This is a genomic window from Halorubrum aethiopicum (genome assembly GCF_001542905.1).
Taxonomy (GTDB): Archaea; Halobacteriota; Halobacteria; order Halobacteriales; family Haloferacaceae; genus Halorubrum; species Halorubrum aethiopicum.
Genome location: NZ_LOAJ01000001.1, coordinates 2,380,251 through 2,402,773, shown reverse-complemented (window position 1 = coordinate 2,402,773; position 22,523 = coordinate 2,380,251). Strand labels below are relative to the sequence as shown.

General features: G+C 68.5%; 27 protein-coding genes and 2 tRNA genes. 13 read left to right on the top strand and 16 right to left on the bottom strand.

Annotated elements, in window-relative coordinates; translation table 11 throughout:
• The first annotated feature begins 76 nt into the window (after nt 1-76).
• The 5 genes from AXA68_RS11450 to AXA68_RS11430 all read left to right on the top strand — a co-directional run bounded on the left by AXA68_RS11450 (nt 77) and on the right by AXA68_RS11430 (nt 2,840).
• The gene (locus AXA68_RS11450; protein ID WP_066416809.1) at nt 77-1,606 is read left to right on the top strand and encodes a class I adenylate-forming enzyme family protein; all 1,530 of its coding nucleotides are present in this window, start codon (nt 77-79) and stop codon (nt 1,604-1,606) included.
• A 141-nt stretch (nt 1,607-1,747) separates the two neighbouring features.
• The gene (locus tag AXA68_RS11445; protein WP_066416808.1) at nt 1,748-2,008 is read left to right on the top strand and encodes a type II toxin-antitoxin system HicB family antitoxin; all 261 of its coding nucleotides are present in this window, start codon (nt 1,748-1,750) and stop codon (nt 2,006-2,008) included.
• Nucleotides 2,009-2,260, top strand: a complete 252-nt coding sequence (locus AXA68_RS11440) for a type II toxin-antitoxin system HicA family toxin (RefSeq protein ID WP_066416807.1) — start codon at nt 2,009-2,011, stop codon at nt 2,258-2,260. It begins immediately after the preceding gene.
• 64 nt (nt 2,261-2,324) lie between these two features.
• On the top strand, nt 2,325-2,582 hold the full coding sequence (locus AXA68_RS11435; RefSeq protein WP_066416806.1) for a type II toxin-antitoxin system HicB family antitoxin: 258 nt from the start codon (nt 2,325-2,327) through the stop codon (nt 2,580-2,582).
• A 6-nt stretch (nt 2,583-2,588) separates the two neighbouring features.
• On the top strand, nt 2,589-2,840 hold the full coding sequence (locus tag AXA68_RS11430) for a type II toxin-antitoxin system HicA family toxin (protein ID WP_066416801.1): 252 nt from the start codon (nt 2,589-2,591) through the stop codon (nt 2,838-2,840).
• Between the two features lie 235 nt (nt 2,841-3,075).
• On the opposite strand, the gene AXA68_RS11425 is transcribed toward AXA68_RS11430, so the two are convergent.
• From AXA68_RS11425 to AXA68_RS11405, 6 genes are all read right to left on the bottom strand, one after another.
• Nucleotides 3,076-3,510, bottom strand: coding sequence for a PIN domain-containing protein (locus AXA68_RS11425; protein ID WP_066416800.1), 435 nt, complete (start codon nt 3,508-3,510; stop codon nt 3,076-3,078).
• Nucleotides 3,511-3,762 carry an AbrB/MazE/SpoVT family DNA-binding domain-containing protein gene (locus AXA68_RS11420; RefSeq protein ID WP_066416798.1) on the bottom strand — a complete coding sequence of 84 codons (252 nt, stop codon included), beginning with the start codon at nt 3,760-3,762 and terminating at the stop codon, nt 3,511-3,513.
• A 113-nt stretch (nt 3,763-3,875) separates the two neighbouring features.
• Nucleotides 3,876-4,016 (bottom strand): hypothetical protein, encoded by a 141-nt coding sequence (locus AXA68_RS16515; RefSeq protein WP_232745110.1) that lies wholly within the window; start codon nt 4,014-4,016, stop codon nt 3,876-3,878.
• Between the two features lie 40 nt (nt 4,017-4,056).
• Nucleotides 4,057-4,761 carry a class I SAM-dependent methyltransferase gene (locus tag AXA68_RS11415; RefSeq protein ID WP_080505300.1) on the bottom strand — a complete coding sequence of 235 codons (705 nt, stop codon included), beginning with the start codon at nt 4,759-4,761 and terminating at the stop codon, nt 4,057-4,059.
• A complete protein-coding gene (locus AXA68_RS11410) occupies nt 4,722-5,474 on the bottom strand; it encodes a hypothetical protein (protein WP_066416796.1) in 753 nt (250 codons plus the stop codon). The genes AXA68_RS11415 and AXA68_RS11410 overlap by 40 nt, the downstream gene beginning before the upstream one ends.
• A 56-nt stretch (nt 5,475-5,530) precedes the next feature.
• A complete protein-coding gene (locus AXA68_RS11405; RefSeq protein WP_066416794.1) occupies nt 5,531-6,307 on the bottom strand; it encodes a hypothetical protein in 777 nt (258 codons plus the stop codon).
• A gap of 172 nt (nt 6,308-6,479) precedes the next feature.
• On the opposite strand from AXA68_RS11405, the gene AXA68_RS11400 reads away from it, so the two are divergent.
• The gene (locus AXA68_RS11400; RefSeq protein WP_080505241.1) at nt 6,480-6,947 is read left to right on the top strand and encodes a type IV pilin; all 468 of its coding nucleotides are present in this window, start codon (nt 6,480-6,482) and stop codon (nt 6,945-6,947) included.
• Between the two features lie 15 nt (nt 6,948-6,962).
• Here the strand turns inward: AXA68_RS11400 and AXA68_RS11395 are convergent, their stop codons facing one another.
• The 4 genes from AXA68_RS11395 to AXA68_RS11385 all read right to left on the bottom strand — a co-directional run bounded on the left by AXA68_RS11395 (nt 6,963) and on the right by AXA68_RS11385 (nt 8,979).
• Complete coding sequence (locus AXA68_RS11395) at nt 6,963-7,223, bottom strand: DUF7386 family protein (protein WP_066416791.1); 261 nt, start codon at nt 7,221-7,223, stop codon at nt 6,963-6,965.
• Nucleotides 7,224-7,717: 494 nt separating this feature from the next.
• Complete coding sequence (locus tag AXA68_RS17635) at nt 7,718-7,960, bottom strand: DUF7563 family protein (RefSeq protein WP_449272151.1); 243 nt, start codon at nt 7,958-7,960, stop codon at nt 7,718-7,720.
• 172 nt (nt 7,961-8,132) lie between these two features.
• Nucleotides 8,133-8,206: transfer RNA gene (locus AXA68_RS11390), tRNA-Ile, on the bottom strand.
• Between the two features lie 116 nt (nt 8,207-8,322).
• The gene (locus tag AXA68_RS11385; protein ID WP_066416789.1) at nt 8,323-8,979 is read right to left on the bottom strand and encodes an FxsA family protein; all 657 of its coding nucleotides are present in this window, start codon (nt 8,977-8,979) and stop codon (nt 8,323-8,325) included.
• A 126-nt stretch (nt 8,980-9,105) separates the two neighbouring features.
• Between AXA68_RS11385 and AXA68_RS11380 the strand changes: the two genes are divergently transcribed.
• Both AXA68_RS11380 and AXA68_RS11375 read left to right on the top strand, forming a co-directional pair.
• Nucleotides 9,106-9,813: a DUF1405 domain-containing protein gene (locus AXA68_RS11380; RefSeq protein ID WP_066416786.1), complete on the top strand. Its 708-nt coding sequence runs from the start codon at nt 9,106-9,108 to the stop codon at nt 9,811-9,813.
• 67 nt (nt 9,814-9,880) lie between these two features.
• Entirely contained in the window at nt 9,881-10,927 is a 1,047-nt protein-coding gene (locus AXA68_RS11375) for an enolase (protein ID WP_066416784.1), read from the top strand.
• A 381-nt stretch (nt 10,928-11,308) separates the two neighbouring features.
• Here the strand turns inward: AXA68_RS11375 and engB are convergent, their stop codons facing one another.
• Nucleotides 11,309-11,929: a GTP-binding protein EngB gene (gene engB / locus AXA68_RS11370; RefSeq protein WP_066416781.1), complete on the bottom strand. Its 621-nt coding sequence runs from the start codon at nt 11,927-11,929 to the stop codon at nt 11,309-11,311.
• 50 nt (nt 11,930-11,979) lie between these two features.
• Complete coding sequence (locus AXA68_RS11365; protein WP_066416778.1) at nt 11,980-12,699, bottom strand: DUF4013 domain-containing protein; 720 nt, start codon at nt 12,697-12,699, stop codon at nt 11,980-11,982.
• A gap of 294 nt (nt 12,700-12,993) precedes the next feature.
• Here AXA68_RS11365 and AXA68_RS11360 point away from each other — a divergent pair, with 294 nt between their 5' ends.
• The 3 genes from AXA68_RS11360 to AXA68_RS11350 all read left to right on the top strand — a co-directional run bounded on the left by AXA68_RS11360 (nt 12,994) and on the right by AXA68_RS11350 (nt 15,549).
• Complete coding sequence (locus AXA68_RS11360; RefSeq protein ID WP_232745109.1) at nt 12,994-13,809, top strand: halocyanin domain-containing protein; 816 nt, start codon at nt 12,994-12,996, stop codon at nt 13,807-13,809.
• Nucleotides 13,810-13,888: 79 nt separating this feature from the next.
• Entirely contained in the window at nt 13,889-14,641 is a 753-nt protein-coding gene (locus AXA68_RS11355) for a 5-formyltetrahydrofolate cyclo-ligase (RefSeq protein ID WP_066418569.1), read from the top strand.
• Nucleotides 14,642-14,751: 110 nt separating this feature from the next.
• Nucleotides 14,752-15,549 carry a ZIP family metal transporter gene (locus AXA68_RS11350; protein WP_066416776.1) on the top strand — a complete coding sequence of 266 codons (798 nt, stop codon included), beginning with the start codon at nt 14,752-14,754 and terminating at the stop codon, nt 15,547-15,549.
• Here the strand turns inward: AXA68_RS11350 and AXA68_RS11345 are convergent.
• The gene (locus tag AXA68_RS11345; RefSeq protein ID WP_066416774.1) at nt 15,546-17,012 is read right to left on the bottom strand and encodes a cytochrome P450; all 1,467 of its coding nucleotides are present in this window, start codon (nt 17,010-17,012) and stop codon (nt 15,546-15,548) included. The genes AXA68_RS11350 and AXA68_RS11345 overlap by 4 nt on opposite strands.
• A 135-nt stretch (nt 17,013-17,147) precedes the next feature.
• Between AXA68_RS11345 and AXA68_RS11340 the strand changes: the two genes are divergently transcribed.
• Nucleotides 17,148-17,876: a helix-turn-helix domain-containing protein gene (locus AXA68_RS11340; RefSeq protein ID WP_066416771.1), complete on the top strand. Its 729-nt coding sequence runs from the start codon at nt 17,148-17,150 to the stop codon at nt 17,874-17,876.
• Nucleotides 17,877-18,395: 519 nt separating this feature from the next.
• On the opposite strand, the gene gatE is transcribed toward AXA68_RS11340, so the two are convergent.
• Nucleotides 18,396-20,264: a Glu-tRNA(Gln) amidotransferase subunit GatE gene (gene gatE / locus AXA68_RS11335; RefSeq protein ID WP_066416768.1), complete on the bottom strand. Its 1,869-nt coding sequence runs from the start codon at nt 20,262-20,264 to the stop codon at nt 18,396-18,398.
• A gap of 580 nt (nt 20,265-20,844) precedes the next feature.
• A tRNA-Leu gene (locus tag AXA68_RS11330) sits at nt 20,845-20,929 on the bottom strand.
• Between the two features lie 165 nt (nt 20,930-21,094).
• Between AXA68_RS11330 and AXA68_RS11325 the strand changes: the two genes are divergently transcribed.
• The gene (locus AXA68_RS11325) at nt 21,095-21,655 is read left to right on the top strand and encodes a DUF420 domain-containing protein (protein WP_066416765.1); all 561 of its coding nucleotides are present in this window, start codon (nt 21,095-21,097) and stop codon (nt 21,653-21,655) included.
• On the opposite strand, the gene AXA68_RS11320 is transcribed toward AXA68_RS11325, so the two are convergent.
• Nucleotides 21,643-22,437, bottom strand: coding sequence for a halocyanin domain-containing protein (locus tag AXA68_RS11320; protein ID WP_449272150.1), 795 nt, complete (start codon nt 22,435-22,437; stop codon nt 21,643-21,645). The genes AXA68_RS11325 and AXA68_RS11320 overlap by 13 nt on opposite strands.
• Between the last annotated feature and the right edge of the window lie 86 nt (nt 22,438-22,523).

Genomic DNA, 22,523 nt, shown 5'->3' with positions numbered 1-22,523 from the left:
GATCGACCACCGTAATCCTTTTGTATCGATGTGACAGCGGTCCGCCTGTCATCGGATCCCGTGGGCGACGTCGCCAATGAACTACCTCGACTATCTGGCATCGAACGAACGCGTGTTTCCCGATCGGGTCGCCGTCCGGGAGGGTGACGTAACGTGGACCTACGCGGAACTGTTCGAGGACGCCCGCTCGGCGGCCACCGTCCTCCGCGACGCCGGGGTCGACGCCGGGGACGCCGTCGTGGTGATGCTCCCGAACACCTACCACTTCGTCACGTCCACGCTCGGGTCGCTCGCCCGGCGGGCGGTCGTCGTCCCGGTGAACACCCGTTTCCGGCGCCGGGAGGTCGCGTCGCTGATGGATCAGGTCGAGCCGAGCGCCGCGATCGCGAGTGGGGAAACGCTACCGGCGGTCAACGACGCGCTCGAGGAGAGCGACGCCACCGACGCCACCGACGTCACCGTCTTCGGCGTTCGCACCGACGACGCCTCGGACGACGCCCCCGACGACGTCAGACGGTGGGACGCCGCGGTTCGCACGACACGCCCCGCCGTCGCCGTCCCCGAGACGATGGGCGAGCGCGAGGCGTTCGTCCTCCACACGAGCGGAACGACCGGTCGTCCGAAGGGCGTGGTCCACACGCATGCCAACCTGATCGCCGTCAGCGACGCCTCCGTGATCTCCTACGAGATGGGGCCGGGGAGCGTCTTTCTCGCGGTCATGCCGCTGTATCACTGTACGGGCATCGGAACGATCCTGGGCCCGACGCTGAAGGCGGGCGGCGAGCTGCTCCTGCGCGAGGAGTGGGACCCGGTGGCGGCGCTCGACGACGTCGAGGCCCACGGCGTGAACGTCTTCTCCGGCGTCCCGGCCATGTTCAAAGACTGGCTGGCCGTGGCGTCGGACCGCTCGGTCGACACCGACTCGGTGCGCACCGGCGTCATCGGCGGGGCGGGCGTGTCCGCCGACCTGATCCGGCGGTCGGAGGCGTTCCTCGACGCGCCGGTCCTCAACGGCTGGGGCATGACCGAGACCTTCGCCGCCGGCCTCTGGGAGGACAGACGCGGGTCGCGACGGCTCCCGAGCGTCGGACGGACCTCCGGCCGGCTCATCGAGGCGAAGGTCGTCGACAGATCGACCGGCGCGGAGGTCCCGACGAACGAGCCCGGCGAACTGCTGGTTCGCGGCGAAGCGTTGTTGACGGGCTATCTCGACCACGAGGCGGAGTGGACCGCCGAGTGGTTCCACACCGGCGACTACGCCCGCGTGGACGAGGACGGCTACGTCCACGTGCTCGATAGGGTCGACTACACGATCATCACCGGCGGCGAGAACGTCTACCCTCAAGAGGTCGAGGGCGTCATCGAGGAACTCGACGGCGTCCGCGAGGCCGCCGTCGTCGGGAAACCCGACGAGTGGAAGGGAAGAAAGCCGGTGGCGTTCGTCGACCGTCACCCTCGAGCCGATCTCACCGCCGAGGAGGTGAGAGACCACGTTCTCGCGGAGCTCGCGGCGTTCAAACATCCGCGGGAAGTGACCTTCGTCGACGCGCTCCCGCGGAACGCCACCGGAAAGCTCGACCGGCAGACGCTGGAGGAACGGCTCTAACCGATTCACGTCGTGTGGAACGGTGACCGATGGGCTCGGCCACGACGAGAATCGATTTCGCCTGACCCGCAGGGTTCCGATCGGTTCCGGATGGTCCGACACCGACAGAACGCTTATTCGAGCGGTCCGCGAAAGGAGAGTATGGCGAGTGCGACACGCGACGCATCCAACAGGGAGGGCGTCGAGTTCATTCACGAGGATGACGGCTCGATTACCGCGAAAGACATCGAGACCGGTGTCGCGTCCTTCGGCGATACGAAGGCAGAAGCCCTCCGGATGCTCGCGGAGGCGATCGAGCTTCACGAGGGAGGCGGCGAACCCGTGACCGACGAGGACCTCGAGGAGTGGGGCCTCGAAGACGCGGAACCCGGCGACAAGGAACTTCCTGACTTCATGAAGTGAATGGTCCGGACGAACTTCTCCGGACAAGAGATCGCATCAGTGCTCAACGACTTCGGATACAGGCGAGTCGGTCGGGTTGGAAGCCACTTGAAGATGCGATACGAGTCACCCGATACCGACGAGGTGCGGATCGTCACGGTCCCAATGAAGTCCGAGGACGAGATCCCGACCGGGACGCTTCACTCGATCGCTGACCAGTGCGGAGCGGACGACTTCCACTCGTGGTGTGAGTGGATAGACGAGCATCGGTGACGTGCCGACTTCTTACACACCGCGCCAGAACACTTTTCACCGGTTCCACGCCTCGTTACTGGTAATGGCGACCACTTCGGAGAACGACCGCGCCGACGGGGTGGAGTTCACCTACGAGGGCGATCTCGTGACGGCGCGCGACGTCGAGTCGGGCGTCGCCGCGTCGGGCGAGTCGAAGCCGGTCGCGCTCTCCCGGCTCGCGGACGCGTTGACCCTCCACGCCGGCGGCGGCGAGCCGATCGACGACGAGGAGGCGTTCCTCGAGGAGATCGGCGTCGACCCCGACGATATCGAGGACGCCGGCGAGCCGCCGTGGGAGTAGTCCCGAATGGTCTATGCGAGTTTTGACGGTCGAGAGATCGTGAAGGCGCTCCGGTCGATGCGGTACCGACCGGTCGGCCGCGAGGGAAGTCACGTGAAGCTCCGGTACGAGCACCCGGAGACCGACGAGATCCGTGTGGTGAGCGTTCCGCTCACCGACAGCGACCAGATCTCACAGGAGACGTACCGGTCGATCGCCGACCAGTGCGGTGCCGACGACTTCGAGGCGTGGTGTCGGTGGATCGACGCGCATCGATGACTGCCGAGTCGTGATACGTGCGAAACCATCGAGTGGATACAACTGCCAACTGACGACCCCATCCTCGAAGTCCTCGAAAACGAATCTCGGTTCGCACCGGGAGGTCCTCGTACAAGGGGATCCGGTCGCCCCCCAACGCCGCGAGCCCGTCGACGAGCGCCTCGTCGACCGTGTTCACGAGGTAGACCCGTGTGAGAGTTCCGGTGTGCCTCGTCGAACGCCGACCGCGTCTCGGTCACTCCGGCTGATACGGATCGGTCGCGACGTCGAGGCGGTAGACGTCCTCGGCGGCGTCGAAGTCGTCGTCGAACGCGTAGAGGTAGCCGAGTCCCTCCAGTCGCATGTACGCGACGACACAGGCGTCGACGAACGAGAACCGTTCGTGTTGCCGAAAGAGGCCCTTCGCCGTCGCGAACGCGTCCGCCGTCAGGGAGTCGACGTGGAGTCGCGTGTTCTCCTCCACCCGGTCGAGAAAGTCGACGGCAGCGTCGTGGCCCGCGTGCGTCGTCAGCCCGTTGAGCGTCTCCGCGAGCACGTAATCCAGGATCACCGCCTCCGGCAGGTCGGCGGTATCGATCCCCCTGAGGATCGGGAGGGCGTCATCGTGTGCGCCGTCGCGGCGGTACGCCGCCGCGAAGAGAACGGTCGTGTCGACGAGCGCGCGCGGCATCTACTCGGGGTCGACGCCCCACGCGTCGTGGTCGCTCTCGACGTTCGTCTCCTGATCGCCGTCGTACCCGTCGAAGTCGCTGAACGTCCCGCTGCGCTGTTGAACGACCCGCACGCGGAGCGTTCCGTCGTCCTCGATCCGCCAGCGGAGCTTGTCGCCGTCGTCGATCTCCAGCTCTCGGCGGATGTGTGCCGGAATATTCGCTTGATTCCCCGAGACCTTGCTCTCGGAGTCGACGCTCTCGCTGCTCATACGCGGCGGTATGGGACCACCGCCAATAAACCTAGTGTGCCATCACACTACGGTTCGGAACGTGGATCTCCATTTCTCGTTCAGCCGGCCGTCCGTACCCGATGATTGCCGAATCAGCGCCGTTCGAGGGAAGATTTCGGCCCGTCAACGCCGACGAAGGAGTACCGCTTCGTCCCTCTATCGCCCTCGACCTCGATCAGGTCGTACTGCTCCGGCTTCGGCAGGTAGTTCTCCCGGAGATACCGTAGCGTCACGGGGTCGTCGTGCCGCTCCTCGTACCGGACGTAGAGTTCCTCAACGAACGGCCGTCTCTCGGTACCCGGCGCTCACCACGATCGTCCCGAACACGAACGTCCCGCCCTCCACCCTGTCCATCCGCGCGTCCAACTCGTGCCGGGCGGCCGCAGTCCGTCGGTCCAGTTGCCCCAGCGGGTCCTCACCGGTCGCGTCGAACAGCGACGTGCTCAGTCGCGTGAACGCCCACAGCGCCGCGTTCGCGGCGCGGTTCCCGCGCGGTGCGAAGCCGGCGACGACGACGCGGTCGGCCAGCTCGCACCACTCGCCCACCACCGCCGCCGGATCGGGGAACAGCGAGGTGACGAACGTCGACAGCACCGCGTCCGCGTCGGCGACGGGCGGGGTGGCCGCATCGCCCCGTACGAGCGAGACGTTCCGCCAGCCGCGACGGGCGATCTGCACCTGCGCGCGGTCGAGCATCCGCCCGGTGAGGTCGACGCCGACGACGTGACCCGACGGGCCGACCGCCTCCCGGAGCGCGGGGAGGTTCGGACCGGGGCCGCAGCCGAACTCGACCACCGTGTCGCCCTCGTCCACGTCCAGCGCGTCGACGCAGGCGTCCCGGACGCCGCCGACGCCGGCGGTCGCCCGCGCGAACAAGTCGTAGACCCGCGCCCAGCGGTCGTAGCTCTCCCGTACGCGGTCGACGTGCTCGGGACCCGTCACGACTCGCTCACTGCCGCGGGCGGCGTCTTCGGCCACCAGCGCTCGGGGCTCTCCCGCGCGACCGCGGAGTGGCACTGCTCGGATCCGGCACAGGCTCGCGGCCGCCGGTAGTCGATCCCGCGTTCCGCGAGGTAGGTGACGTAGCCGTCGTCGACGCGGTCGAGTTTCTCGTGACAGATCCAGCGCGTTCCGCACCGACCGGCGCCGAGGTTCCGGTACGGGCAGGTGAACGTCGTCCGCTCTGCGCCGTCGGTCTCGGTCTCGTCGATCCGGACGCCGACGAGCCGGTAGGCGAGCCTGAGCCGGCGAACCACGGTTTCGGGCGCGTTGGCGCCGAGGAACAGCCCGTGTGCCAGGACGTAGCCGAAATCGTGTAGCGCGCGCTCGACCGGGGTGAGGTCGTCGCGGTCGTCCTCGAGCAGGTCTCGGAGGTCGGCGTACCACGCGGCCGCTTCGGCGACCTCCGGGAGTTCGTCGGCGGCTTCCGTCAGTCGTCTCCGGCGCTCGGGCAGCGGCGCGGCCCCGTCGCTCAGGCGGAACGCGGGAACGGCCTCGGCGTGGACGAGCAGTTCCTCGCGGAGCGCGTCGCCGTCGGCGTAGGCGTCCGCGAGGCCGCGGAGGCGGTCGTACCACTCGCCGGCCATCCGGCCGTAGGCGCCGTCGAGCAGGTCGTCAGCGCGGTCGTCGTCCGGCGGCCGGGGGAAGCGGTCGATCAGGTGACGTAGCTGCTCGGGGTCGGGCCCCGCCATACGTGGGAATGGATGTCAGGCTACTTGAACGTGGGTGCGCCGACGACCGCGAGCGATCACGCCGCACCGAGTTCGCGGACCGCGGCGGCCGAGATCGTGACCTGACGACCTCCGGCGGTCACCGGTTGGCCGGTCACGTCCGCCAGCAACCCGCGAAGCCCCTCCAGGTACTCCGCCGATCGCTCCTCCTGGATCGCCATCGTTTGCTTCTCCGAGTAGCCGGTACCGCGGTGGTCGACGTAGATCCGTGCAAACGACTCGCGGACCGCTCTCGGGACTTCCCACACGATCGACGGGAAGCTGTCGAGAGCGATCTTCTCGCCCGCGGGGGCACCCATCGTGACGAGGCACCGGCCGAGGACCGAGCCGTCGGCGGTGGGGATCACCTCGGTCGCGCGGTTCTCGTCGTCGGCACGCCGAACGACGGTCTCGACGCCGACGCGCTCGAAGGCGTCCCGAACCTCCTCGAGCCCGACGCGCCGGCCGGTCGTCACCGCGGGGACGAACGTCCGGCTCGTGATGCTCCCGCCCGCGAGGACATGCGCGAGCAGCTCGACGAGCGCGGCCGCCACGTCGCCGTCCGGGTCGGGATCGATCCACCCGTGATCGATCGCGGTCTGGACGCCGCGGACTGGATCGGGCATCCCGCCGTTGAGCCATCCGCGGACGCGACTCGGGGGAAGATCGAGGGCGTTCCCGACGCGGGTACGGCCGTGCTTGGGATGATCGGCGGCGTACTCCCGAACGCGCCGGTAGTCGAGGACTTTCTCCCACGGGTCGGAGTACTCACGATCGCTGTAGGTGCGGGCGAGTGACGGTGCCGTGGGGGACATACTCGTGATTTCGCGCAAACAGGATTTGAAGATGCCGATTAGATTCTCAACTTTGATACGTACGCCATCAAGTACATATACTCGATCCGCTTCCTTTCAGATAGCCAGCAACCGACGAACGCGGATCGGGGGATTCTCGTAACCGCGTTCTCGGCCCCAGCTGGGTTCAATCATGAAACCAAGCAACCTGTTCAAAACGGACGACCGCGCTGTGAGTCCCGTTATCGGGGTCATCCTGATGGTCGCAATCACCGTCATTCTGGCCGCCGTCATCGGAACGTTCGTCCTCGGACTCGGCGACTCGCTCGGAGACAGTCAGCCGACGGCACAGCTGGATGTGAGTATCGATGAAGCAAATAATCAGACAATAATTGAACACGCCGGCGGCGATTCTATCGATTCAGATTCGCTCCGTGTGATCGTAACCTCTGACGGCAACGCTGAAGGAAACGATACCATTACTCAGAGGCTCTCTGTGGGAGATCGGATCTCCTCAGCTACTGGGACTGGGCAGACAGTCAGCAGCGGTGAGGAGGTCCGTGTACGTATAATCCACCAGCCGAGTGATTCAATCCTCGCCGACCGGACGTTCGAAGTTACCGACGAATTCGTCTACGACGCTGATCTCAACTTCAGCTAGATCGGATCGACTCAATTACCGCCACCGACTTTTTATTCCCGTTCGGTATTGAAGCCCGAGAACTGACGTATTACAGAGCGCCTGAACCGTCACGGGATCGTACTCGCTACGTCCCTCCCGAATGTTCTCCTCGCTCTCGATGAGATGCGCAAGTGCGGCGTCGATGACGACGCTCATCGGCGGATCGTCTTCGAGACCGCTCGCCACGATCTCGCTCGCCTTTTCGATCCGACGCTCTCGTTCGTCGGAGAGTTTCAGGCTGGTTCGACGGCTCATTTAGATCTCACCGTATGTACGGTCGCGATCCCGTCGTTCTCGGCTGACTGAACCGGTCCGCGTTGAAGTGGTCGGGACGGATCGATCGCGATCACGACGACGGCCACCCGCAACACGATCGATTTCTATGTATTTCGGCCGTCCTCGAGGACCACCGAAGTACATAGATCGCGGTTCGGCGATACATCCGCGTCGGACCCCACGGGGTCGTATCGAGAATTCCGTGGGTGATGAAGATCGCGGCCGCCTCTCCTGTGTGATTTCGGTGCCCAACCGGGACGGTGATTTGTCTCTCCGCTTCGTCCTCCATACTACCGGAGCATCCGAACCCTTCTGTCAGAGGCACACGCCCGCGCTCGGTTTGCTGGCTCCGGTCGATCACGCGGACCGCCCCCGTTCGGCGTCGCGTTTCCACCGGAGCCGCACGGCGTCACGGACGTGCTGGTGCGGACCGTGAGCCGAGTCGTACAGCCGGCTCGCGCGGACGAACGGCGTCATCCCGAGAGCCCTCCGTCCCACGGCTCGCCGGCGTTGCGGGCGGGGCTCGTCTCGGGATCAGGCGTCGGCACGTCCTTGCCGGCTGCGCTCCCGTCGAAGATCCGAGACCACGAGTCACACTCGGGACACCGGTGCGTCCGATCCTCGTCGTTACCGTGGACTCGCCGGAAGTCGCTCGGGACGTGCGCCTCACGATGGAGGCAGTTGCTCCGGCTACCGTGAGATCGGAGCAACGTCACGCCGAGACCACCTCGGCTAACGCCGATCGAGGGACGGCGGCGACTACCGGATTGATTTCAGCCCGGACAAGACACGCTAGCGGTGTCTCTAGGGGAGTAGGATACGGAAATTAGGTGGCTGGGGAGTTGTACGGCCCCAACCGCGGTGGCATAACGCCGACCGCTTTCGAGGTGGGCCAACACGGATTTGAACCGTGGACCTCCCGGTTATCAGCCGAGCGCTCAACCTGACTGAGCTATTGGCCCAGGTGAGCGCATCAGATGATTTCGTGGGTAGGATTTTAAGGGTTTCCTTTCAGCAGTGCGCCGCCGTCAGGCGGTTCCTGACCGGATCGCGCGACCCGACGGGCGCGGTCGGACGCTCACCCGGAGCGGCTCTCGCCTTCCCGGTCGTCCTCGACCGTGTACTCCACGTCGACGACGTCCTCGGAGTCGTTCTCCTCGTCGCCCCCGCGTCCCCCCGCTTCGGGACCGCCGACCCCGCCCGGGAAGCCGTCGTCCCCGTCGTCACCGTCGTCTCCGGACGCGCCCGGAAATCCGCCGGGGAAGTCCTCCGGGTCGCCGGAGAAGTCGCCCTGGCCGCCGAACCCCTCCCCGCCGGGGAAACCCCCGATGTACACGTTCCCGGTGGCGAAGCCGCCGGTCTCGCTGTCGATGTAGGGCACGACGACGTACCGCTTGACCGCCATGCGGATCGGGACCCGCGTGATCGGCAACGCGAGGAGGAACCCGAGCGCGTCGGTGACGAGCCCCGGCGTGAGCAGGAACGCGCCGGCGGCGATGAGGAGCCCGCCGTCGAGCAGCTCGTCCGTCGGCGGCTCCCCGCGGGCGAGCTTCCGTTGGACTCGCGCGAGCGTCGCCCGACCCTCCGCGCGTAAGAGCAGCATCCCGAGGATCGCCGTCAACACGACGAGTCCGACCGTCATCACCCAGCCGAGCCGCGTCGCGACGAAGACGAGGAACAGGGCGTCGGCGAAGGGGATGACGAGAAGCAACGCGAGCAGCGTTCGCGGGCGCATGCCCCTGGGTTCCGTCCCGGCCCCCATAGCCCTTTTCGTCGCGGGCGGCGGACCGCCGACGGCGCGATCCTCCCGTCTCCCGCCTGCGACCGCCACGGCTTTGAACCGGCGGGCCGAGCCACGGTCATGGACATCGTCGGCGCGCTCGGCCGCGACCCGCCGGAGCGCGGACCCGCGGAATCCGGCCGGCTCCCCCGGTGGGCCGCGCCGCTGCCGGCGGCGCTGGAGAACGTCGCCTACCGGTTCGTCTGGGTCATCGTCGCGATCAACCTCCTCGGGACGGCCTTCGGCTTCTGGTACTACCGCTTCCAGTTCGCCCGGGTGCCCGTCGAGATGTGGGCGTTCGTTCCGGACAGCCCGGGCGCGACGCTGCTCATCGCGCTCGCGCTCGCCTCGTGGGCGGTCGGCCGCTCCAGCGACACCCTCGCGGCGCTCGCCTTCTTCGGGAACGTCAAACTCGGGCTGTGGACGCCGTACGTGCTCGTCGTCTTCTACCCCGAGTTCCTCGCGACCTCGGGGCCCGCGCTGTACGCGTTCCTCCTCGTGAGCCACCTCGGGATGGTGGTCCAGGCGTTCGTGCTCCACCGGATGACCGACTTCCCGGTGCGGGCGGTCGCGGTCGCGACGGCGTGGTACACCGTCGACCTGCTGATGGACTACTTCGTCCCGGTGATCGACGGGGTCACCCACACGTCGCTGCCGTATCCGGACGCCCAACCCTGGTTCACGACGACGGTCCTCCAGGTCGCCGCCGCCGGCGCGGTCGTGCTCACGGTCGTGCCGCTGTTCCTCGCGCTCGCGACCCGCGTCGAGACGCTGCGGATTCGCGAGTGAGTTCCGCTGGCTCGGCCCGCTCCCTCCACGACGCCCGTTTAAGTCCCTAGGCGGCGTCGGACGATCCATGAGCGCGTACGAGCGGATCGCGGACCTCTCCGTCACGATCGAGTCGGTCGACAGGCGGCGCTACGCCGCGGACACGACGAGCGGGTTCGAGCGGACGACCACGGAGTTCCGGCTCGCCGGCGACGGGCTCGTCGGCCGCGGCGAGGACGTGACCTACGAGACCGCCGACCACGACGCGCTCGCCGGGACGGACCCGGTCGATCTCGAGGGGGAGTGGACGATCGACGAGCTCTCCGCCGCCCTCGACGACGTGGACCTCTTCGACACGAAGCCGCCCGAACGGGAGTCGTTCCGGAACTACCGCCGGTGGGCCGTCGAGAGCGCGGCGCTCGACCTCGGCCTTCGTCAGGCCGACGCGAGCCTCGGCGAGTTCCTCGGGATCGAGCCCGACCCCGTGAGGTTCGTCGTCTCGACGCGGCTCGGCGATCCGCCCTCCGCCGACCGCGTCGAGGACCTGCTCGCGCTCGACGACGACCTCGAGTTCAAGCTCGACCCGACGCCCGACTGGCCCGAATCGGCGTTCGAGCGCCTGCGCGAGACGGGCGCGGTCCGCGTCCTCGACTTGAAGGGGTGGTACGAGGGGACGGACGTGGACGTCCCCGCCGACCCCGAACTCTACCGCGACACGCTCGCCGCCTTCCCGTCGGCCGTGATCGAGGACGCGGCGTTCACGCCCGAGACCCGGCCGCTGCTCGAGCCCCAGGCCGACCGCCTCGCCTTCGACTACCCGATCGACGGGGTCGACGCCATCGAGTCGCTGCCCGTCGAGCCGGGATGGTGTAACGTCAAACCCTCGCGGTTCGGGACGCTCGAGTCGCTGTTCGAGACGATCGCCTACTGCCGCGAGGAGGGGATCGAGATGTACGGCGGCGGGCAGTTCGAACTGGCGAGCGGCCGGACCGCGATCCAGACGCTCGCGGCGCTGTTCTACCCGAACGGCCCCAACGACGTCGCGCCCGGCGCGTTCAACGATCCGGACGCGTCCCCGCCGTACCCGAGGAGTCCGCTCGAACCCGACGACGACGCCGTCGGCTTCGAGTTCTAATCACGCCGTGCGGTCGGCGCGCCGGTGAGCGCCCGGCGGGCGCGAACCCGACCGCGAGGGACGCGATGAGCGCTCGAAGAGCGCGAATCGCGAGGTTGGGGAGGCGTGAGGAGCGGTTGCGGTGCCGTGCGGGGCGGGGCTCAAAGGGGCAGTCGCGATTCCCGCGAGCGTAAGCGAGCGGGAAGTCGAGAGACGAAGTCTCTCGGAAGGACGAAGCTCGGCGACGTAAGCACCACAGGGAGCGAGTGAAACGAGCGACTGAGGAGCGAAACGAGCCGCGCGAGTCCTCACGACTGGGGCTTTGGCGGTGTTCTCCGCGATCGTGATTCCCGCTTCGTATCGCCGATCGGCTGAGGTCGTTGATGCTACCCCGTTTTTGATCTAGGAGACGAACTTCAGCAGGTCGTCGCGGTTGTGGTCGTGAAAGCGGTCGCGCAGACACTCCTCGAGCGCGTCGATGTCGCCGCGCTTCGCGCAGATCGGCGCGACCGTGTCGGACCACTGCTGCCACGGGGGATACAGCCCGAGCCGGTCACAGATCTCGTTCAGCCGCTCGTCGAGGTCGTCGATCTTGTCGGTCTTGTTCACGGCGACGATCGGGTCGACCCCTATCTCCTCGAGGAACGCGAACATCTCCACGTCGTGCGGGACGTTCCCGCGCTCGCGGTGGCGGTCGATGATGTCGACCGCGCTCTTGCCGTCGACGACGACGATGCCCGCGAGGATCCGCTCCGCGTTCTCCTCGACGTACCGCACCACGTCGGTCTTGATCTGCTCGCGACGGTCCTCCTCGACGCCGGACATGAAGCCGAAGCCGGGGAGGTCCGTAAACATGAACGACTCGCTCGCCCAGTCGAAGTGGTTCGGCTGGCGGGTCACGCCGGGTTTCCCCCCGACGGAGACGTCGTGGCCCGTCAGCTCGCGCATGATCGTCGACTTCCCGACGTTCGACCGTCCGACGAGGACGACCTCCGCGTCGCGGTCCGGCCGGTCTTCGAACATACCGGCATTCGACCGCCGAACGGGTTAAAGGGCGCGTCGTGGGGGCGCGTTCAGTTCGCCGCTGGCTCGGTCGGGTCCACAGGTCCGGCGTCGTCCGACCCGGCGGAGCCGGCGTCGAGCTCGTCGCTCTGGTCCGAGAACGCGGCGCCGAACATCCGGAACACCGCCACCTGCCCGTAGAACTGGAGGAAGGGAACGAGGAGCAGACCGACGACCGTGATCGCTAGGATCCCGGTCGCGATCCAGAGGACGAAGGTGACGACGAGCGGCATGAGGATCGCCACGAGGTAGTCGGTGCTCAACAGGGTGGGTTTCAACAGATCGACGTCGAAGGCCGCGCCGATCTCGCCGCGAGCCGCGTAGGCGGTCAACGCGGCGGGAACCGCATAGTAGACCAACAGCAACACCGGCAGGAACGCGAGCGCGAGCAGCACGCCGAGTATCCCCACGATCGCGCCCGCGTCGCCGCCGATCGCACCGCCCGTCCCGATGACCAGAAAGACCAGGATCGCGTACGCGAGCACCGGAACGAACGTGTACGCGACGGTGATGACCGTTCCGATGATCCCCTTCACGAGGAGGTCGCCCCAGTCTTCGAACTCCGGCGGGTCCTCCGCGCCCTCCACCGTGGTCTCGAGCACCCGGACGAGGTAGCCGAGTATGACGAACGCCGGGAGCAGAAGCACCGAGAGGAACCCCAACACCCCGCCGATGAGGATGCGGCCTATCCAGTCGCCACGAACCGGGTACGAGAGTCCGTCTTCGAGCATGAGCGAGAGATCTCACAGGAAGTATATAAAAGTAGGTCGACAATCGGCGTCGATCGCGTCGCGGGAACCTCGCTCGAGACCTCGACACGACTCGAGACCTCGACACGATCCGGCGACGCGAGACGAACGACGCGCTACCGGAAACGATCGTCCGTGGATCGTCCGTGAGAGCGCTCGAACGCGACGATTCCAAGAAATCTGGAATCGCCATGACGTTTTGTACCCGGTCCGGCAAATATTGACGCGCACATGCCCTCCAGTGATCGACGAACGTTCCTCGGAGCGAGTACAGTCATGGGCCTCGGGGCTCTGGTCGGTTTCGACGCCGTCCGAAGCGTGAACGCGGGCGCGGAGACGACGGGAGATCACCACGACGCCGATCCGTCCGCCGACGGCGACCCGCTCGACGACTGGCTCGCGACCGCCAACGACCCGCGGACGCCGCAGGTCCGTGACTTCCGGTTCGACGACCCGCCGACGGTGTACCTCGACGTCGCCGACTCGAAGTCGTTCTCGCCGCCGGCGGTCAAGGTCGAGCCGGGAACGACGGTGACGTGGGAGTGGACCGACGCCGACGACGAACACAACGTCGTCGCGGTCGACGGCGAGTTCGACAGCGGCCCCGCCGAGTCCGAGGCGGGAACGACGTTCGAGCACACCTTCGAGGACGCGGGCACGTATCGCTACGTGAGCGAGCCGCAGGCCGACGCGGGGATGAAGGGCGTCGTCGTCGCCGAGCCCGCTCCCTCCAGCGAGTACCCGGCGGTCGACGAGTGGCTGGTCGACACGAACGGGTACGACGGGACCATCACCGAACGGACGGGCGAGGACCTCGTCGAGGTCGTCACCGGAGCCGACGGCAACGGCGGCCACTTCGCGTTCGAGCCGCACGCGGTGAAGGTCTCCGCCGGAACGACCGTCCGCTGGGCGTGGACCGGCGAGGGAGGCGGCCACGACGTCGTCTTCGAGGACGCGGACGTCCGGACCGAATCGATCGCCGTCGAACCCGGCGTCCACTTCGAGCACACCTTCAACGAACCCGGCGTGTTCCGGTACGCCTGTCGACCCCACCGCGCCCTCGGCCACCGCGGCGCGATCGTCGTCGAGTGAGGTGGTCGGTCGCGGTCGATCTCCGGTGCCGCCCCGGATCGCTTAATCGGTCGCCGACCCCACGGTCGACATGGAACGTCTGACCAAACGCCAGGTCCGGCAGACGGTGTGGGACGCCCTCGAGGACCGCGGGATCGCTCGGTTCCCCTTCCCGCCGCACGACCGGATCCCGAACTTCGCGGGCGCGGACGACGCCCGCGACCGACTCGCGGAGACGCACGAGTGGGAGTCCGCGGAGACGGTGAAGGCCAACCCCGACGCTCCGCAACTCCCGGTCCGCCGGGCCGCGCTCCGCGCCGGCAAGACCGTCTACGTGGCCCAGCCACGACTGCGCGATCCGGATCCCTTCCTCCGGCTCGACCCCGCCGCGATCGACGACGTCGACGCGGCCACGACGGTTTCGGGGATCTCCGATCACGGGATCCCGACCGCCCCCGAGGACGTGCCCCGCGTCGACCTCGTCGTCTCCGGGTCGGTCGCGGTGCGGACGGACGGGGCCCGGATCGGGAAGGGGGAGGGGTACAGCGACCTCGAGTGGGCCGTCCTCCGCGAACTCGACGCCGTCGACGACGACACGGTAGTGGTGACGACGGTCCACGAGCTCCAGGTCGTCGACGAGCCGCCCTCGCCGGTCGACGACGCGGCGCGACTCCCCGACCCCGACCGCCACGACGTTCCCCTCGATCTCGTCGTGACGCCCGAGCGAGTCGTCCGAACGGGAAGCGACGCCGAGCGGCCCGCGGGCGTCGACTGGGACGCGCTCGACGCGGAGCGCCTGGCCGAGATCCCGGTGCTGGCCGAGCGCGCGCCCGAACCGAGCGACGGGTCCTGACCGTCCGGCAGGTCCTGACCGTCCGGCGGGCCCTGACTGCCCGGCGCGATCCGGATCGGGTGGCCTCGTCCGTCACGGATTTGTCGTCGCGGGGAGAAGTTCGCGCACGGATGGCCCTTCTCCAGAACCTCGCGTTCGTCTTCCTCGCGGGACTCCTCACGGCGCTCGCGACCGGGCTCGGCGCGCTTCCCTTCCTCTTCTTCGAGTCCATCAGCGACCGCGGAAACGTGGTTCTCTGGGGACTCTCCTCCGGGATCATGGTGACCGCGTCGCTGTTCGGGCTGATCGACGAGGGACTCGCCGAGGGGACGATCGGGGAGGTCGCGGTCGGGATGGCCGCCGGCGTCGTCCTCGTGATCCTGGCCCACGAGGTGCTCCTCGACGCCGACATCGACCCCCACCAGTACGAGGAGGCGGACTTCCGCAAGCTCGTGTTGATCCTCGGCGTCCTCACGGTCCACAGCTTCCCCGAGGGCGTCGCCGTCGGCGTCTCCTTCGCCGACCTCGGGCTGGAGGGCGGCGTCTCCGTTCTGGGGTTCACCGTGCCCGCCCTCGCGGTGTTCATGACGCTCGCGATCTCGATCCACAACGTCCCCGAGGGGACGGCGATCTCGATCCCGCTGCGGGCGATGGATGTCCCCGAGTGGAAGATGGTGTGGTGGGCGGTGTTCTCGAGTCTCCCGCAGCCGATCGGCGCGGTGATCGCGTTCGCGTTCGTCCGGATCGCCCGGGAGTTCCTCCCGTACGGCTTCGGCTTCGCCGCCGGCGCGATGATCTACCTCGTGCTCACGGAGTTCCTCCCGGAGGCGCTCGACGCCGGCGAGGGGCTCCCCTACGGCGGCAAGCGCGAACTCGTCGGCGGGATCCTCCTCGGCGCGGCGGTGATGGTCCCGCTGGCGTACGTCTAGGCGTCGCCGGTTGCTACCCGGTCGTCGCCGGTTGCCGTCTCCCCGTCCAGTTCGTGGATCCTGACCCGAACCGGTCCCGCCGGCCGCGTGTTCGCGCTGGCGCGGAGCGTCAGGTCCTCGTCGACCGCCTCCAACCGGACCCGGCGGAGCAGCGTCGCGGTCGCGAGCCGCAGCTCCTGGCGAGCGAACCGCATCCCGATACAGTGGCGCGGCCCGCCGCCGAACGGGAAGTAGGCGTACTCCGGCCGCTCGCCGACGGCCGGTCCCGACGTGTCGTCGCCCACGGAAACCTCCCCCGACGACGACTCGTGAAGCCAGCGCTCCGGCCGGTAGGTCTCCGGTTCGTCCCACCACCGGTCGTCGCGGTGGACCACCCACGGCGAGAGCGACACCACCACGCCGGCGGGGATCCGGTACCCGCCGAGCGTCACCGGCTCGGTCGGCTCCCGGAAGAAGGTGTGAACCGGCGGATACAGCCTGAGCGCCTCGTCGACCGCGGCGGTCAGCGCCGGACAGTCGCGGACCTCGGCGGGCGTCGGGTCGTCGTCGAACGCCGCGACCTCTTCGCGGACTCGATCCTGAACGTCGGGGCGCGTCGCGAGCGCGTGGAGGGTGTAACTCAGCCCGAGCGCGCTCGTCTCGTGGCCGGCGAAGAGGAACGTCACGGCGTTGTCGACGAGCTCGTCGTCGTCGAGCGCGCCGAGCTCCGCGGCCGCGACGAGCGTCCCGAGCAGGTCGTCGGCCGATCCGGGATCGGCGGGCGGCCCCGCCGCGCGTCGCTCGGCGACGAGGTCCTCGATCGCTCCCCGTAGCGCGTCGAGCCGCCGGCGATACCGCCGGTTCGCCGGCGTCGGGATCCACTCGGGCAGAAAGGAAGTCAGCCGTCGCATGTCGAACCGCTCGGTGATGCTCGCCGCGGCCGCACGCACCGTCTCGCGTTCGCGCTCGATGTCGTCGCCGAGGAGGCTCTCCGCGAGGACCGCGAACGCGTACTCCGTGGCCGCCTCGTGGACGTCGACGACGTCGCCGTCGTCCCAGTCGGCGGCCGCGCCCTGGGCGTGCTCGACCATGGCGTCGCCGTACTCGTCGACGCGCTCGCGGAAGAACGCCGACCGCATCGCGGTCCGCTGCTCGCGCCACCGCGTTCCCTCCGCGAGGAAGAGCCCGTCGCCGAGGAGGTTGCCGAGTTGCTCGCGGGGCATCTCGCCTTTCACGTAGCATGCGTGCTCGTCGACGAGGACCCGCCGGATCGCGTCGGGGTCGGTGAGGAGGTAGCTCTCCGTGTCGAACACGTCGTACCGAGCGACGCCGCCGCGCTCGGCCGCCCGGCGTTCGTAGAACTCGAGCGCGTCGGCGGCGAGTGCGTGGACGTTGCCGAGGACGGGAAGCCCGTCCGGGTCGGGCGGGCACGCCGCGCCGGGAGAGTTCTCGCCGTCGTCGGATCGTGAACTCGTGTCGCTCATGTCTCCCGATAGACCCGACGGCGTGCTGAGGGTTCGGTCGGACACGTCCGTGCGTTCTTGTACCCCTCCGCGCCGGAGTAAGTCCCACCCGAGCCGGATCGCACCTTCAAGTCGCCGGCGATCGACGACTCCCGCATGCGGTACGTCCACGTGAAGTTTCGATTCCCGCCGTCGATCCGGCACCCGATGCACGACTTCCTCGACGGTGGCGGGGAGTGGCGCTCGGAGCTTCTGACCTGGCGTCGGCTCGACGACGGGACGCTCGCGACGCTGTTCCGGGTCACCGCCGCGCGGGAGCCGTACCTCGAACGGCTGCGGACCGTCGACTCGATCGAGCGATTCGAGGTCAGTCCGGCGACCGAATCGGCCTCCGACGACGGAGACGGCGGGGGCAACGAGAACGACGGGGGTGACGGGAACGACGGGGACGACGACCCCGAGACGTTCTACCTGAAGGCACACGAGACGCTCGACGGTCCCCTCGACGCGTTCCTCGGCGCGTTCCTCGAGACCGAGTTTCTCTCGGTCCCGCCGGTCGTGTACCGCCCGGACGGGCGGCTCTCCATCGGCGTCGTCGGTCCTGCGGACCAGCTACGGGGGGCGTTCTCGGCGCTCCCGGATGCGATCGACGTCGATGTCGACCGGATCGGATCGTACGACGGCGGCCGCCGGCTCGCGGGCGTCGAGGTGACCGACCGACAGGCGGAGGCGCTCCGCGCGGCGCGGCGGATCGGCTACTACGACGTGCCGCGGACCGGGTCGGTCGCGGACGTAGCCGACGCGCTCGACTGCTCGTCGTCGACCGCGGGCGCACACCTCCGGAAGGCGGAGGCCGCGCTCGTCGACGCGTATCTCGACGGGTGAGCGGAACTCCGTTGAATACGTCTCTTGAATGTGGTTTCATCCGAAACGGCCGTTATATTTCGAGTGCTTATACGACGGGTGTTTCGTGAGTGATCGGGCTGATGAGAACGGGATCGTTGCTGGCGCGGTGACCACCACCAAAGCCCCAGCCGGCTCCGGTTGAGGGCCTCGCTGTGCTCCTCGTCGCTCGCATTGCTCGCTCCTGCGGTGCTTGCTTCGGCCGTCTTCCCGGAGCCGGCTGCCCCTTTGAGTCCCACCCGACCACTGGAAGACGGTCCTGCTCGCTCACTCCGTTCGCTGCGCGGGCTGCGACTTCCATGCTCCCGCTCGCTTCGCTCGCGGGAACGCAACCGCCCCGCACCTCACACCTCCCCAGCCTCGCGACTCCCTTCGGTCGTCGCGTCCCTCGCGGGCGGTTCGCGGGCCTTCGGCCCGCTCACCGGCGCGCCACCGCTCCGGCGATCGCTCACTCCTTCGGCTGTAATGAGCGGAGAGAGATCCCGGATCGAGTTGGGAACTCTACGAGCGCTTTCCGATCTCCTCGCGGAGCGCGTCGGAGACGACCTCGCCGTCCGCCTTCCCGCGGAGCGCGCCCATCGCCTCGCCCATCAGCCCGGAGAACGCGCCCATCCCCTCGGCTTCGACCTGGTCGGCGTTGCGCTCGACGACCTCGCGGACCGCCTCGCGGACCGCCTCGTCGCTCACGCCCGAGAGACCCGCCTCCTCGACGGCCTCGGCCGCGGTCAGGTCGGGCTCCTCGGCGAGCGTCGCCAGCACCTCCGGGACGCCCTCCTTCGCGAGGTCGCCCTCCTCGACCAGCTCGAAGACCGCGAGGAAGTGGTCGTCCGTCAGGTTCTCGACCGGCGCGCCGTCCCGGCGGATCTCCGTCGTCGTCGACTCCAGCGTCGAGGCGGCGAAGGTGGGGTCGATCCCGCGGTCGACGGCGGTCTCGAACAGCGGGAACCGGCGGCCGAAGGCGACCTGCTCCGCGAGCCCGCGGTCGAGCCCGAACGCCTCCACGTACCGGTCGGTCTTCTCGTCGAGCAGCTCAGGTCGATCGACGTCCGAGGGGTCGGGCTCGACCGGCGGCACGTCCGTCTCGGGGTACATTCGCGCCGCGCCGGGAAGCGGCCGGAGGTAGCGCGTGGTGCCGTCGTCGTTCGCGCCGCGGGTCTCCTCGGGGACGCCCTCGATCGCGGCGGCCGCGCGCTCCGCGGCGGCCTCGATCGCGAGGTCCGCGGTCTCCGGATCGGCGGCGACGATCGCCACCGCGTCGTCCTCGCCCGCGCCGACCGCCTCGCGGAGCGCGTCGACCTCGGCCTCGGTCACGCCGTAGGCGGGCAGCTCGTCGGTGTGGAAGATCCCGCCCGCGCCGTGACGTTTCGCGTGGTCAGAAAGCTCCGTGCCGAGCCGCCGGTCCGGCTGGATCTCTCGGCCCACGAGCCCGTCGAAGCCGAACAGCGGGACCGCCGTCACCTTCCCGCCCGAGTCGAGCGCGCCTCGGATCACCCCGGAATCGGTGTCGGCGAGGACGTCGGTGACGTCCGAAACGTCGCCGACGCTCGCGCCGCGGTCCTCGAGCTCGTCGCGGATCGCGAGCAGTTCGGCCTGCCGGCCGACCTCGCCGCGGACGATGTCCTCGATCCCCGCCAGATCCTGGACGCCCTTCACCTCGACGCGCGCCCCTTCGACGATCGAGACGTTGACGTCCTGACGGATCGTGCCGAGTCCGCGTTTCACCGCCCCCGTCGATCGCAACAGCATGCCGATCCGCTCGGCCGCCTCCTTCGCCTGTTCGGGGCTGGTGATGTCCGGACCGGTGCCGATCTCGACGAGCGGGACGCCGAGGCGGTCGAGCGAGTAGACGACGCCGTCGTCGGTCTCCTCGACCCGTTTGGCCGACTCCTCCTCGAGCATGAGGTCCTCGATGGAGACGCTCCCGTCGTCCGTCTCGATCTCGCCGTCCTGTCCGAGCAGGATCGACCGCTGGAAGCCGGAGGTGTTCGAGCCGTCGATCACGAGCTTTCGCATCACGTGCGCCTGGTCGACGACGCTCACGTCGAGGAGGTCGGCGATCTGGAGCGCGACCGACAGCGCCTCCTCGTCGATCCGCCTCGGCGGCTCGTCGTCCTCCTCGACCAGGCAGGTCGTGTCGTACGCGAGATAGGTGAACTCGCGGTCGACGCGGCTCTCCTCTAGGGCGGCTTGGTCGAGCTCGCCCAGTTCGCTCTTGGTCGGGTGGAGCCGCCGGGTTATCTCCCGGTCGGCCTCGGCGGGGTCGCGCTCGACGGTCGGGGAGTCACAGAACAGCTTCGTCGCCGTGTCGAGCTGCTGGTGGATCTCCAGCCCGGCGACGAGGCCCAACTCCTCGTGGTCGTACTCGCTCATTACGGCTCACTCCGGCACGGCGGGACTAAAAGGGTGGCAGTTCGCGGGTGACGGCGAGCGACCGTGGGAGCGAGGGTCACGGACCTCTGCCGGCGACGTGGTATATAGGTCAACAAGGCGGTGGCGCGCCTCCGAGCGCCCGATAGGGCGCGAGGGGCCCGCGAGGGACGCCGCGAGCGCTTGGAAAGCGTGAGCGGCGAGGCTGGGGAGGCGTGAGGTGTGGGGGCGGGTGGGTGGGACTCAAAGGGGCAGTCGCGAGGCGGGCGCAGACGACGTAAGCACCGCAGTGAGCAACGCGAACGAGGAGCGCAACGAGTGTGCGCCCGCCTCGCGACTGGGGCTTTGGAGGTGATTACCGGTTACCACGTCAGAAACGACACATGAACGCCCGAGGACTGATGATTGGCTTCCGCGCTAGCAACGAAAAGCCGGTCGTCGTCAACGCCGCTCGTCCGTTTATAAGACCTCGAAGAGACACAACGGCGTCGCCACTACTCGCGTGGCGTCCGTAGGAATTGTGCGTGGGTGCTGTCGTAGAGACAACACCGTGCATCGGTGTGGCGGGTGTGCCGCCGTGCGATGCGTGGGACCGGATTTGAACCGGCGGACCTCTACAGGACAGCGCCCTCAACGCTGCGCCGTTGGCCTGGCTTGGCTACCCACGCTCGCTGCGTTCTGTCGCGTCTCGTCGTACCCCGTCCCAGATTAAAAGCCCTTCCATTCGATACCGGGGTGACGACCGATGACACCGGCGGACGCGGGCCGCATCGGCGGCGGCCCTCCACGCCGGGACCGGCACCGGTTTGCCCCTCCGGACCGATCCACGATCCATGCGAGAGTGGGCCCGCGAGAACGTCCCGGCACTGACCGCCGTCGCCTCCGTCGTCTCGCTCGCGCTCGTCTTCGGCGCCGTCGGCGGGGCCATCCCGAGCGGTCTCCTCCCCCGAGCGAGCGACGCGGCGCTCGCCGCGATCCCGCACCTGAACGCCGCGATCTCCGCGACCGCGATCGCCACGATCCTCCTCGGCTGGCGCGCGATCTCCCGCGGAAACGTCCGGCGACACCGGGCGTTCATGCTGGCGTCGTTCGCGCTCTTCTCGGCGTTCCTCGCCGGCTACCTCTACCGGCTGATACTCGTCGGAACCGCGGAGTTCCCCGGCCCGGAGGTCGCTTACACCTACCTCTACCTCCCGTTTCTCGCGATCCACATCCTGTTCGCGATCGTCTGTATCCCCTTCGTCTTCCACGCGCTGTTCCTCGCGGCCACCCGTCCCTATGAGGAGCTGTATCACACCCGCCACGCGCAGGTCGGCTTCGTCGCCGCGCTCCTCTGGCTCGTCTCCTTCGCGATGGGGATCGGCGTCTACGTCATGCTGTATCACGCGTTCTGACGGCGTGACGGGGAACCGGGCGACAGTAGGGAAAAACGGCGCGTTCGACCGGGGTCCCGTCGACGGTCCGGGAGGCCCGGATCCGCCGCGCTACCGGTTCTTCTCCGCCTTGCGGTGGGCCGCGTAGAACAGCGGCACGAGGAGTGAGCCGGCGACGCCGAGACCGAGCGCGAGCGCGCCGAGGTCGCCCGCGGAGAGCCCCTCGCCTCCGTCGCCTCCACCACCGTCGCCCTCGCCGCCACCGCCTCCACCACCGCTGCTGCCCCCCCGCCGCCTCCACCGCTGCCGCCACCGCCCGTGCTCACGAGGTCGTCGTCGACGCTGCCGATCGCGACCGACCCCTTCATCCCGACCGCCTCGTGGGGCACACAGAGGTAGTTGAAGACGTCCCCCTCGCTCGCGTCCTCGAAGGTGTACTCGAAGGTGTACCCCTCCTCGTTGACCGTCTCGCCGCTGTCGAACGTCTCGTCGTTCGCGACGACGTTGTGCGCGCCGCCTCGACCGGTCCACTCCCACACCACGGTCGTGCCGGGATCGATCAGGATCGCCGCCGGCGCGAAGAGCAACCCGGTATCGCCCGCGCCGACCTCGACCGTGACCTCGTCTTGGCCCCGGTAGTCGTGGGTGCCGTCGTAGTTGCTCACGTCGTCCAGCCAGCCGTCGTACTGGGCGGCTGCGGTTCCGGTCCCCGCGGCGATCCCCGCCGCCGCCGCGGCGCTCGCACCGCCCGCTCGGAGGAGTCGGCGGCGACTCATCGACGCCTCGTCGGCGTTCGCTGTCATACGCGCATGTCGAACGGTCGCCGTATTTAAGCTCCCGATACGTTCCGCCGGAGCGGGAACGCGGGGCGTCCTCCGGCGGAGGATCC